General features: G+C 72.5%; 5 protein-coding genes and 2 pseudogenes. 2 read left to right on the forward strand and 5 right to left on the reverse strand.

The features are described from left to right. Positions 1-24: 24 nt before the first annotated feature. The 3 genes and pseudogenes from M1O15_RS20720 to M1O15_RS20730 all read right to left on the reverse strand — a co-directional run. Entirely contained in the window at positions 25-372 is a 348-nt protein-coding gene (locus tag M1O15_RS20720; protein WP_248635583.1) for a 5-carboxymethyl-2-hydroxymuconate Delta-isomerase, read from the reverse strand. Between the two features lie 109 nt (positions 373-481). After that, positions 482-5,801, reverse strand: a pseudogene (gene pulA / locus M1O15_RS20725) (pullulanase-type alpha-1,6-glucosidase). A 149-nt stretch (positions 5,802-5,950) separates the two neighbouring features. After that, a pseudogene (locus M1O15_RS20730) lies at positions 5,951-7,348 on the reverse strand (alpha-amylase); the annotation flags it as partial. Positions 7,349-7,827: 479 nt separating this feature from the next. Here M1O15_RS20730 and M1O15_RS20735 point away from each other — a divergent pair. Further along, entirely contained in the window at positions 7,828-8,406 is a 579-nt protein-coding gene (locus tag M1O15_RS20735) for a TetR/AcrR family transcriptional regulator (RefSeq protein WP_248635584.1), read from the forward strand. Between the two features lie 107 nt (positions 8,407-8,513). Further along, positions 8,514-9,389 (forward strand): SDR family NAD(P)-dependent oxidoreductase, encoded by an 876-nt coding sequence (locus tag M1O15_RS20740; RefSeq protein ID WP_248635585.1) that lies wholly within the window; start codon positions 8,514-8,516, stop codon positions 9,387-9,389. A 97-nt stretch (positions 9,390-9,486) separates the two neighbouring features. Here the strand turns inward: M1O15_RS20740 and M1O15_RS20745 are convergent, their stop codons facing one another. Both M1O15_RS20745 and M1O15_RS20750 read right to left on the reverse strand, forming a co-directional pair. Beyond that, positions 9,487-10,572, reverse strand: a complete 1,086-nt coding sequence (locus tag M1O15_RS20745) for a LacI family DNA-binding transcriptional regulator (RefSeq protein WP_372499520.1) — start codon at positions 10,570-10,572, stop codon at positions 9,487-9,489. Beyond that, positions 10,560-12,242, reverse strand: a complete 1,683-nt coding sequence (locus tag M1O15_RS20750; protein ID WP_248635586.1) for a glycoside hydrolase family 13 protein — start codon at positions 12,240-12,242, stop codon at positions 10,560-10,562. The genes M1O15_RS20745 and M1O15_RS20750 overlap by 13 nt, the downstream gene beginning before the upstream one ends. Positions 12,243-12,302 lie beyond the last annotated feature (60 nt).

Consider the following 12,302-nt stretch of genomic DNA (forward strand, 5'->3'; position numbering starts at 1 on the left):
CCCTCAGAACACGGCGGCGGTCGGTCAGTTCTGGCGGTAGGAGGGGTCCAGGTCGCGGACCTCGGCGGAGATGTGCACCGGGGGCAGACCGGGCTTGAGGAAGCCGGCGGTGAGGGCGACGGCCGCCTCGGCGAGGGCGGCCTTGGCCTCCTCGCTGCGGCCGGCGAACAGCGAGACGGTGATGTGGATCAGGGACTCGTCGGCCCCGCCGTCGGCGATGACCGTCTCCTGGGTGCGGCGGGTGCGGGTCTTGCAGGCGGGCAGCCGCGCGCCGGTGGTCTCCACGACCACCGGGTGCAGGGCGAGCGCGTAGCCCCGGCGGTCGAAGTCCTCCTCCAGGGCGGCGGAGTAGTCGACGGTGATCTGCGGCATGGTGGTTCTCCCGGTGGGGTGGTGGTGCGTCGCGCTCCGGAAACGATACGGGGGTGCGGGAGACGGTCGCCCGTCTCCCGCACCCCCGTATCCGCTGTATCCGGTGCGGTCAGCGGGTGAAGACCGCGACCGAGCGGGCCGGGACGGTGAACGCCCCGGTGTCCGGTCGGTAGTCGGCGGCCCTGACGACCGGGTCGGCGCCGGCCGCCTGGACCGGGTGGAGGGCGTAGCCCTTCTCCGCGAGGGCGGGGACGGTCTGGGTCTGCCGGTCCGGGGTGGCGTTGAAGACCACGACCAGGTCGCCCAGGGCCATGGTGATCACCCCCGGGGTCTCGTCCTTGCCGGAGAGCGGGAAGGACAGCGCGGACTGGACGCGGTCGGCGGTGGGCTGGCTGAAGGCCTTCTCGGTGGTGCGGATGGTGAGCAGGTCCCGGTACGCGGCCGAGGTGGCGTTGATCTCGGGGCAGCCGGCCTTGAGGGCGGGTGAGGCGAGCAGCGGACGCGCGTACGCCCACTTGTCCTGGTTGTCGGCGGCCGGCGGCAGTCCGCGGCCGAAGCCGTTGCCGGCCCGGCAGTCCCAGTTCAGTGCGTTGAACCAGTCACCGGAGTCGTAGGAGTTGCGGTCCAGCGACTTGGAGCGCAGCAGGTCACTGCCGGCGTGCGAGAGGGCCGGGCCCTGGGAGAGGGCGGCCGTCGCCATGGCGAGCACCTGCATCCTGGCCCGGTCCGCCGGGGCGGTGGCCGCCGGCAGCTTGAAGGCGAGCGCGTCGTACAGGGTCTCGTTGTCATGGGCGTCCGCGTAGGCGAGGGCGTCGCCGGGGGCGGCCGCGTAGCCGGCGGGGGCGCCGTTGTAGTCGACCTGGGAGCCCTTGACCGTACGCCCGGAGGTGTCGGTGAAGGTGTAGCCGGCCAGGTTGCCGGTCAGCCCGACCTTGATCAGGTCCTGGTAGTGCAGCAGGCGGGCGCGCTGCTCGGCGGGGGTGCCGTTGGCGGTGGAGGTGTTGGGGTCGGTGAACAGGCCGGAGGCGAAGCCCTGGACGCCGGGGTCGGCGTCGAAGGGGCCGCCGCCGCGCACCGCGTCCCGGGCCCGGTCGGAGAAGGTCGCGACGCCGGTGCCGGCCATGTTCTTCTGGGTGGCCTGGACGAACCGGGCGTCGTCGGCGACCTCGCCGAAGTTCCACCCCTCCCCGTAGAGGACGATCTTCTTCCCGTCGACCCCGTCACGAGCCGGAGTGAGGGCGTCGAGGGCCTTGCGGACGGCGAGGATGTTCGCCTTGGGGTGGTGTCCCATCAGGTCGAAGCGGAAGCCGTCGACCTTGTACTCCCTGGCCCAGGTGACCACCGAGTCCACCACCATCTTGCCCATCATGGTGTGCTCGGGCGCGGTGTTGGCGCAGCAGGTGGAGGTGGCGACGGTGCCGTCCTCCAGCAGCCGGTGGTAGTAGCCGGGCACGATCCGGTCCAGCACCGACTTCTCGTCCTGCCCGGAGGCGACGGTGTGGTTGTAGACCACGTCCATCACGGTGCGCAGCCCGCTGTCGTTGAGCGACTTCACCATCCGGCGGAACTCGACGGTCCGGGCGGTGCCGTTCGGGTCGGAGGCGTAGGAGCCCTCGGGGACGGTGTAGTGCAGCGGGTCGTAGCCCCAGTTGAAGCCGTCCTTGGCGGCGGCCTTGGAGGTGCACTCCTGCTGCCGCTCGGAGTCGGCGGGGAGGGAGTCGAGGTCGCAGTCGGGGGTGGTCTGGTCCGTCTTCCGCTCCGGGATGGTGCCGATGTCGAAGGCGGGGAGGAGGTGGACATAGGAGGTCCCGGCGGCGGCGAGCTCACGCAGGTGCTTCATGCCGTCGGACGTCGTGTCCGTGAAGGCGAGGTAGCCGCCGGGGTGCCGGGACGTCCGGTCGTTGATCGAGAAGTCGCGGACGTGGAGTTCCTGGATCTGGGCGTCCCGGAGGGGGACGGCGGCGGGCTTCTTCAGGGACTTCCAGCCGCGGGGGGCGAGGGCCGGGTCCCCGAGGTCGGTGACCAGGCTGCGGGCCGAGTCGGTGGTCAGGGCGGTGGCGTACGGGTCGGTGACCGCGTTGGTGACGGTCCTGCCCGCGCTCGGCGCGTACACCGTGACCAGGTAGCGGTACGGCTTGTTCCGCCAGCTCGCCGGGCCGGTGGCCGACCAGGTGCCGGTGGCGTCGTCACGGCGCATCGGCAGCCGGCGGCCGTCCAGCTCCAGGGCGACGGTGTGGGCGGTGGGCGCCCAGACGGAGAGGGTGGGGCGGTCACCGGGACGGAAGACCGGGCCGAGGGCGGCCTTGGCGGCCTTCCGCCCGTATACGGAGTCGAGCACGCCCGGGAGCTGGACGCCGGTGGCGGCGAGCAGGGCCCCGTTGGTGCCCCACTGGGCGGCGACGACCTGGCCTCGTAGTGCCTCACGCACCCGGGCCCGGTCGCGCGGGTCGATGGTGAAGGCGGGCAGGTCCGCCAGGTGCGGGAAGCGGGCCTTCTGGGCCTGGGTCAGGGTGCCCGGGGTGAGCCGGAGCCGCCGGCCCTCGCCGGTGAGGGCGCCGCGTTCGACCGCGAGCCCGCCGTCCTTCGCGTACACCAGGGCGAGCCCGGTGCCGGAGGCGGCCTTCGCCTTCCAGACGACCGTGTCGGCGTCGATCCACTGCGCCGCCGCCTTGGTCAGGTCGAAGACCGGGGTGGCCCCGGAGGTGGGGAGCAGATAGCCGGTGTCGCCGGTGAGCAGCCACCACCTCCTTGCCGTGCGTGCCGAAGTCCAGGGAGCGGTCGGCCGGGATGTCCTTCTCGTCGCCCTTGTGGACGATGTAGGAGAGTGAGGTCGCGCCCGGGGCGAGCGGCACCTCGAAGGTGGCGCCGAAGGCGTCCGTGCGGACCGGCTTCAGCGGCTTGGCCCAGTCGGTGGGGGTGGCGGCGCCGGTCCAGGTGTGCAGCCCCCAGCCCTCGTACTGGCCGTCGGGACGGTGGTAGTGGATGACCGCCTTGCCCTGGTCCTGGGGCGGGTAGGCGCCGTCGGGTGCGGTGTCCCGCTGCCCGTCCTCGCCCTGCCTGATCCACACCTCGCCGGTGGCGGCCAGGTCCACGGTCCGCTGCGGCCCGTCGGTGGAGGCGCCCTTGACCACGGTGTACGGGAGGCTGCCCGCGCCCTCGTCCAGCCTGACCCAGGCGAACGCCCCGTAGGCGTCCCGCCCGGTGAAGGGGGCGGTCGTGGTCCCGGTCTTCACCTCCCAGCCGTCGTAGTCCCCGTCCGGCCGCTGGTAGTGGACGATGGCGTGCTCCCGCTCCACCGCGCTCGGCGGGGCCGGGGTGACCGGCGCCCCCGCGGTGGTGGCGGCCAGGGCGCTCGCGGTGCGGCCCCTGCTGTCCACCACGACCGCCTTGTAGCGGACCGGCGTCCCGGCGGCGGTGGTCTTGTCGATGGTGTGGGTGACCTTGTACGGGGCGTGGTCGGCGCTGCCGAGGACCTGCCAGGGGCCGTTGCCGGTCTGCGCGGCGAAGACGACCCGGTTGAGGCGGCCGCCGGTGACCCGGGCATTGAGCTCCACGGTGCCGGTGGCCCCGGCGGCGGGCGCGGTCAGCTCGATCGCGGGCCGGGTGGCCGGGTCGGCGATCGGGCGGGCGGCCTTCAGGACGAGGGAGGAGAGGGCGGGGACGGTGACCGTGAGCCGGTCCCCCTTGGCGCGGACGGTGCCCTGGCCCCCGTACAGCGTGGTGAAGGCGGTGTCCGGGGAGTCTGTCGCCAGCTCCACCGTCTTCGCCGTCCGGGCGTTGTTGACCGCGACGACGTACTCGGTCTGCTTCCGGCTGTCCGTCCGCGAGAAGGCGTAGACGCCCTGCCCCTGGTCGGCGTGGCGCTCGGTGCGCACCCCGTCGCGCAGGGCCGGGTGGGCCTGGGTCAGCTTGGACAGCTCGGCGAGGGAGCGGTAGAGCGGGTGGCCGGTGTCGTAGGCATCGGCGGCGTGGGTGCGGTCGGTGCCGAGCTGGTCGTCGTCCAGATAGTCGGCGGTCCGGGAGGCGAACAGGGTCTGCCGGGCGTCCTTGTCGCCACCGGCGCCGGTGAAGCCCTGCTCATCGCCGTAGTAGACGACCGGGTTGCCCCGGCTGAGGAACATCAGCTCGTTGGCGAGCCGGTAGCGGTCCAGCAGTTCGGCGTCGTCCGCTCCCGCGTTGTCCTGCTTGAGGAAGGTGCCGAAGCGGCCCATGTCGTGGTTGCCCAGGAAGGGCACCGACTCATAGGCGTTGGCCTTGTCGGTGGTGTAGCGGTAGTCCTGGGCGAAGAGAGCGGACAACCTGGCGGCCGAACCGCCCTGGGAGGCGTAGGAACGGGCCGCGTCCTGGAAGGGGAAGTCCAGGGTGGCGTCCAGCCGTCCCTGGGTGACATAGGGGGCGGTGACGGCCGGGTCGGACGAGTAGACCTCGCCGAACATGAAGAAGTCGTCCTTGCCGCGCTGGGCGGCGTACGCGTCCAGCGCGGTGGCCCACTGGGTCCAGAACTCGGTGTTGACGTGCTTGACGGTGTCGATCCGGAAGCCGTCGATACCGAAGTCGCGTACCCAGCGCTGGTAGATCCGCTCCATGCCGGCCACGACCTCGGGCCGCTCGGTCCACAGGTCGTCCAGCCCGGCGAAGTCGCCATGGGTGGAGGACTCACCGGCGAAGGTGGAGTCGCCCCGGTTGTGGTACATCGCCGGGTCGTTGAGCCAGCCCGGAACCTTGGCCTTCTTCCTGCCCTCGGGAACGACCGGCGTACGGGGGAAGGTCCCCTTCCCCGTCTTCGGAAACGGGCGCCCCCCGTCCCCGTACTCCGCGTCGTCAAACGGCTTCCCGTCCCTGCTCAGATACGGAAAAGCCCCCTTCGACAGATACCCGTAGCTCTTCTCCTCGTAGTCGATGACATCGGCGGTGTGGTTGGTGATGACGTCGAAGAAGACCTTCATGCCCTTGGCATGGGCCTTGTCGACCAACCGCTCCAGATCGGCGTTGGTGCCGAAGTGCGGGTCGACCTGGGTGAAGTCGGTGATCCAGTACCCGTGGTAGCCGGCGCTGGCGTCCTTCCCCTCCCCCTGCACCGGCTGGTTCTTGAAGATCGGCGCCATCCAGATGGCGGTGGTGCCGAGCCCCTTGATGTAGTCCAGCTTCTCGGTCAGCCCCTTGAGGTCACCGCCCTGGTAGAAAGCCTTGTCGGAGGGGTCGTAACCCGTGCTGAGCCGCGAACCGGTGAGCCCGCCGCGGTCGTTGGTCCGGTCCCCGTTGGCGAAGCGGTCCGGCAGGACGAAGTAGAACTGCTCGCGGGTCAGATCGTGCCGGGCGGGCTCGGCGGCGAGCCGGGCGTCCGAGGGCGGTGCGGGTGGCCGGGGCGCGGCGGTGGCCGGAAGCGCCGGGACGAGGGCCGCGGCGGTGGCGGCGGCGAGAGCGGCCACCGCGGTACGCGGGGTACGGGCCCGGGGCCTGGGCCGGGGATGGAGCCGATTCACGACGGGTCTCCTGGTCTGGTCCTGGTCTGGCGGGGTGCGGGAAGCCCCGCGCCACACCGCTGGGGGTGGGCGCGGGGCAGGGGGTGTCAGGTGGTGCAGCTGCGGGCGCCGGTGTGCAGGGCGAGCGCGGTGCCGCCACCGAGGGTGGCGGTGAACTTCCCGCCGCCGTCCACGGTGACGGAACGGCCGCTCTGCACATCGCAGTACGTCCCGGCGGGCAGCGAGGTCTGGAAGGTGCGGTTCAGCTGCCCGGTCTCGTGGTTGATGGCCACATACGCCTTGCTGCCCCGCCCGAAGGCGATAGCGTCGCCGCCGTTGTCCCACCAGTGGGTGACGGCCTGGCCGCGGGCGGTGTTGCGGAAGGCGACCATGGAGGAGATCTCCCGCCAGGCGTGCTGGCACTTCCAGCCGTCGCTGTAGCAGGCGTTGACCTGGCCGCCGTTCGGCGGACCGGCGTCCTTGTCGCTCCACTCGTAGCCGGAGTGGACGTCCGGGGAGCCGTAGGGCCAGGCCAGCATGAAGACGTTGGCCAGGGTGTAGGCGGAGCCGTTCTTGTAGGTGAGGGTGTCGCCCTGGCGCTCGGTGTCGTGGTTGTCCACGAAGACGCCGGACGAGCCTGACGCCATATATCCCCAGCCCTCCCCGTAGTTCTTCAGGTAGGCGAGGTTCTCGCTCTGGAACACCCGCTTCAGGTCCCGCGCGTAGCGGAACTCCTGGACGTCGCCGTTGCCGAGGTACTCACTCGGGGAGACCGCCTCCCCGCCGCCGAAGATCGCCTCCTGCTTCCAATAGGCACTGGGGTTGGTCAGCTTGGCCTTGATGGCGGCCAGGTCGGCGGCCGGCATGTGCTTGGCGGCGTCGATGCGGAAGCCGTCCACGCCGAGGGTGAGCAGGTCGTTCAGGTACGCGGCGATCCGGCCGCGCACGTACTCCTCGCCGGTGTCCAGGTCGGCCAGCCCGACCAGCTCGCAGAACTGGACGTTGACCCGGTCCTGGTAGTTGCTGATGGTGGCGCGGCAGTCGTCCATGTCGAAGCCGGAGTAGGTGCCGGGGTAGTCGTACTTGCTGTACGCGGAGCCGCCGGTGCCGGTGCCGCTGCCGGCCGCCATGTGGTTGATGACGGTGTCCACGACGACCTTGACCCCGGCGGCGTGGCAGGTGCTGACCATCGACCGGAAGGCGGCGCGGTCGCCGAGCCGGCCGGCGATCTTGTAGCTGACCGGCTGGTACGAGGTCCACCACTGGGGGCCCTGGATGTGCTCCTGGGGCGGTGAGACCTGGACAAAGCCGTAACCGGCCGGGCCCAGGGTGTCCGTGCAGGCCTTCGCCACCGAGTCGAACTTCCACTCGAAGAGCACGGCGGTGACGTCCTTGGCGCCCGGCGCGGCGGCCCGGGCGGGTGCCGCCGCGGGGGTGGCGACGGTGAGCGCGGTTCCGGCGGTGAGGGCGAGCGCGGCGGCCAGGGCTCTGGCTGGCAGCGTCTTTGCGGCCATGGTGCCTCCTGGGGACAGGGAGGTGCGGATGCGGGTGCAGCCTCGTGCGGCAACGCGCCATGCCCGCAAGGCCGGGGTGGTACAGGGGGGTTGCCGTCGCTGCATTCTCTTGCTGCAAAGAGTCAGCAACGGTTTTCGGACGTGACCGTACGAGGCCCCGGCGGGCCGGTCAAGACCCTGGACGCGCCCGGTTTACCCGCGGGAAACATCCACATCACGGCCCGGCGACGATCCTCGCCCAGCTCCTGCAAGCTCTTTCGCAAGTTGTTTCAGGAGTGTTACGGTCCTCCCGACTCCGGTCCGGCCGACCGGAGAGCCGGGCACGCCCGGCTCCACGCGCCCGGTCGGCCGGGCCGGTCAGCCCCGATCCTCCCGCACACCCCGACGGCCCCGGCCCTCCCCGCACAGGAGAGCCGGGGCCGTCGGCGGCGAGACGGGGATATGGCTTCCAGACTGTGAGGGACTCCTATGCTGGGCCCGTGACAGTGCGAGGCGAGCAGGGGCCGGGGCTGCGGGCGGATGCGGCGCGGAATCGTGCCCGGGTGCTGCGGGTCGCGCGGGAGCGGTTGGCCGCCGGGGACGACTCGCTTCAGTTGAACGCCGTCGCCCGGCTGGCCGGGGTCGGGGTGGGGACGGTGTACCGCCACTTCCCCACCCCCCAGGCACTGCGTGAGGCGCTGTCGGCCGAGGATCTGCAGGGGCTGGTCGACGAGGCCCGGAGGGCGGCGGCCGACGAGGACGCGCTCGCGGGGCTTCGAGGTCTGCTGCGTTTCACCTTCGAACACGCGCTGGACGACTCCGGGTTCGCCGCGGTGCTCGAATCGGCTTCCGACAACGAGGCGCGGACCTCCGAACTGAAGGCCGAGCTCGACCGGTCCGTCACCGAGCTGCTCGACCGCGCCCGCCGGGCCGGCGCCGTGCGCGGAGACGTCGAGGCCGACGACGTACGCCGTCTGCTCTGCGGCACCGTGCACGCGGTACGCGCCGGGGACGGCGGTCCGGCTCGTGCCGAGGTCTATCTGGATGTGCTTCTTCAGGGGCTGCGTCCGGCGCGCTGACCGCCCCCTCCCCCCCCCGTAAGCGGATAGCCATCCGCTTGTGTTAGCGTGCCCGCGTCTCAACGGATAGCCATCCGTTTCGGGTGGTGGGGAGGAAGGCGGCCGGCATGGAGCGGCATGCGGTGGTGACGGCGGGGACCGGGGGCATCGGCCTGGAGACGGCGGTGGGGCTGGCGGGGCGCGGGTTCACCGTCACCGTGGTGGGGCGGAACGCCGAGCGCGGCGCCCGCGCGGTCGAGCGGATCGCCACGGCGGCGACTGCGGGCGGGCCGCGGTTTCTGGCGGCCGACCTCGCCTCGCTGGACGAGGTGCGGGGGCTGGCCGCCCGGCTCGCGGGCGAGAGGCCCCTGACGGTCCTGGTGAACAACGTGGGCGCGATGTTCGCGGACCGGCAGCGGACCGTGGACGGGATCGAGGCGACGTTCGCCGTCAACCACCTCTCGCCCTATCTGCTGACCGAGCTGCTGCTGGACCGGCTACGGGCCGGGGCGCCGAGCCGCGTCGTGAACGTCACCTCCGGGGCGGTCCGGTCCGCCAAGCGCACCTTCGAGGCGGCCGAACCGCCCGGCGGCTACTACGGGTTCCACTGGTACGGCCGGGCCAAGCTGGCCAACCTCGCCTACACCCTGGACCTGGCGGAGCGGCTGCGCGGCAGCGGCGTGGCCGTCTTCGCGGCCGACCCCGGCGGCGCCGCGACCGCGATGACCGACGGCACCATGACCTCCCCCAAGATCGTCTCCCCGCCCCTGCGGCTGCTGTGGCCGCTGGTCCGGCGCACCTTCGCCCGCTCCACCGCCGGCCCCGCCGCCGAGGCAGCCCGGTCGTCCCTCGCCGCCGCCACCGACGCCTCGCTCGACGGGCGGACCGGCCTGCTCATCGGGCCCGGAGCCGTCCCCGTCCCGGCACCCCGGGCGAGCACCGCGCCCCGGACGGTCGAGCAGGTGCTCAGACTCAGCCGCGCGCTGGCACCGGCGACAGCCTGACCGACCGCCGGCCGTCCGCGCCCGGACGCCTCATCCGAGCCGAGCGGCGAGGAGGGAGACGAGGGTGGAGAAATGGCCCTGGCTCACTCCCGTGCGATCAGGCCCCCGGCCGCGCCGTCGATCCGCGTACCACCAGCTCGGGCTGGAAGACGAACTCGGTGCGCTGGACCGGGTTGCCCTGGATCTCCTCCAGGAGGGCGTTGACCGCGGCGGTGGCCATGGCGTGGACGGGTTGGCGGATGGTGGTGAGGGGCGGGTCGGTGAAGGCGATGAGGGGGGAGTCGTCGAAGCCGACCACGGAGAGGCCGGAGGGGACGTCCAGGCCGCGGGTGCGGGCGGCGCGGATGGCGCCGAGGGCCATCAGGTCGCTGGCGCAGACGATGCCGGTGCAGCCCCGGTCCAGGAGGACGGAGGCGGCGGCGTGGCCGCCCTCGACCCCGTAGAGGGTGGAGTGGGTCCAGGCCTCGGCCTGCTCGGGGGGCAGGTCCAGGAAGTCCGCGAGGGCCTGGGTGAAGCCCTCGGCCTTGCGGCGGGAGGGGACGTGGCGGGTGGGGCCGATGGCCAGGCCGATGCGGCGGTGGCCGAGTTCCACCAGGTGGTGCACGGCCATCCGGGCGGCGGCGCGGTCGTCGGGGGAGACGAAGTGGGCGTCGATGCGCTCGTTGAAGCCGTTGATCAGGACGTACGGGACGCCGCGGGCGGTGAGACCGGCATAGCGGGCCGGGTCGGCGGCGGAGTCGGCGTGCAGTCCGGAGAGGAAGACGATGCCGGTGACGCCGCGCTCCTCCAGCTGCTCGACCAGTTCGTCCTCGGTGGCCCCGCCGGGCATCTGGGTGCAGAGCACCGGGGTGTAGCCGTGCCCGGCCAGGACCTGCTCGATGACCTGGGCGAAGGCGGGGAAGATCGGGTTGGTGAGCTCGGGGACGACGAGGCCGACCAGGCCGGCGCTGCGGCGGCGCAGGCGTACAGGGCGTTCGTAGCCGAGGACGTCGAGGGCGGCGAGGACCCGGTGGCGGGTCGAACCGGCCACGCCCGCCTTGCCGTTGAGGACCCGGCTGACGGTGGCCTCGCTGACCCCGGCCTGGACGGCGATGTCCGCGAGCCGCGGGGCGTCCCCTCCTCGGTCGCCCCGCGGCTCGGGCCGCGCGTCGCCGCGCGGCGGTGAGAGGGTCACACCGCCCACCAGGCGGTGGTGTCGGCGGGGAGTGTGACCATGCCGCCGGCCACGGTGACCTCGGTGCTGGCGAGCAGGAGGCGGCCGGGGGCGGGGAGGCTGACGGGGGCGCCGGTGGTGTTGGCGGTGCAGGTGAAGCCGGGGTGGCGGGTGAAGGCGAGGACGCCGTCGGGGGACGGGAGCCAGGTCAGGGACTCGCCGGCGCCCAGGTCGGGGTGGGTGCGGCGGATGGTGAGGGCCGAGCGGTAGAGCTCCAGGGTGGAGTGGGGGTCGCCGGTCTGGGACTCGACGCTGAGGGGGCCCCAGGTGGTGGGCTGCGGCAGCCAGGAGCCGCCGGCGCCGAAGCCGTAGGAGGGGCCGGTCTCGGTCCAGGGGATGGGGACGCGGCAGCCGTCGCGGTAGCCGTCCTGGCCGGTGGCGCGGAAGAAGGACGGGTCCTGGCGGACCTCGTCGGGCAGGTCGGTGACGTCCGGCAGGCCCAGCTCCTCGCCCTGGTAGACGTAGGCGGAGCCGGGCAGGGCCAGCATGAGGAGGCTCGCGGCGCGGGCTCGGCGCAGGCCCAGGGCGCGGTCGCCGGGGGTGCGGAGCTGGGTGCCGAGGCCCGGCGGGTTGGCGAACCGGGTGGCGTGCCGGGTGACGTCGTGGTTGGAGAGCACCCAGGTGGTGGGGGCGCCGACCGGACGCATCGCGGCGAGCGAGGCGTCGATGACGGTACGGAGTTCGGCGGCGTCCCAGTGGGTGCCCAGGTACTGGAAGTTGAACGCCTGGTGCATCTCGTCGGGGCGGACGTAGTTCGCGGTGCGCTCGACGGTGGGCGTCCAGGCCTCGGCGACGAGGATGCGGTCCCGTGGGGGCACCCCCGGCCGAAGGCTGGGGGAGTATTCGGTGAGGACCTGGTTCCAGGAGCGGTAGATCTCGTGCACGCCGTCCTGGTCGAAGAACGGCATCACATCGTTGCCGAGCAGCTTGAGCTGGTCGTGGGAGCCTATGTCGGGCAGCCCCTCGGCCTTGACCAGGCCGTGGGCCACGTCCACCCGGAAGCCGTCGACGCCCATGTCGAGCCAGAACCGCAGGATGGAGCGGAACTCGTCCCGTACCGCCGGGTGCTCCCAGTTGAAGTCGGGCTGCTCGGGGGCGAAGAGGTGCAGGTACCACTCGCCGTCGGCGGTACGGGTCCAGGCGGGGCCGCCGAAGATGGACTCCCAGTCGTTGGGCGGGAGTTCACCGCTCTCGCCCTTTCCGGGGCGGAAGTGGTAGCGCTCGCGCAGGGGTGAGCCGGGGCCTTCCTTCAGGGCGCGCTGGAACCACTCGTGGCGGTCCGAGGAGTGGTTGGGGACCAGGTCCACGATGACCCTCAGGTCCAGGGCGTGCGCCTCGCGGATCAGGGCGTCGGCGTCCAGCAGGGTGCCGAACATCGGGTCGATGGCCCGGTAGTCGGCGACGTCGTAGCCGGCGTCGGCCTGCGGGGAGGCGTAGAACGGACTCAGCCAGACGGCGTCCACGCCCAGGTCCCTCAGGTACGGCAGCCGGCTGCGGATGCCCTCCAGGTCGCCCATGCCGTCGCCGTTGCCGTCGGCGAAGCTGCGCGGGTACACCTGGTAGATCACCGCGTCTCTCCACCAGCCCGTGTGCGTGCCGGTGGTCGGGGCGGCGGGGGCGGCGGCGAGGTGCTGGGTCATGTCATCCCTGGAGGTAGAGGGGGTGGCGGGCCCCGGCGGGCGGGCGGGGCGACGGGGTGG

The sequence above is a fragment of the Streptomyces lichenis genome (assembly GCF_023218175.1).
Lineage (GTDB): Bacteria > Actinomycetota > Actinomycetes > Streptomycetales > Streptomycetaceae > Streptomyces > Streptomyces lichenis.

Excerpts from the sequence above, each read along its gene's own strand:
- M1O15_RS20720 (WP_248635583.1), bottom strand. The coding sequence starts at position 372 with ATGCCGCAGATCACCGTCGACTACTCCGCCGCCCTGGAGGAGGACTTC.
- M1O15_RS20740 (WP_248635585.1), top strand. The coding sequence starts at position 8,514 with ATGGAGCGGCATGCGGTGGTGACGGCGGGGACCGGGGGCATCGGCCTG.
- M1O15_RS20750 (WP_248635586.1), bottom strand. The coding sequence starts at position 12,242 with ATGACCCAGCACCTCGCCGCCGCCCCCGCCGCCCCGACCACCGGCACG.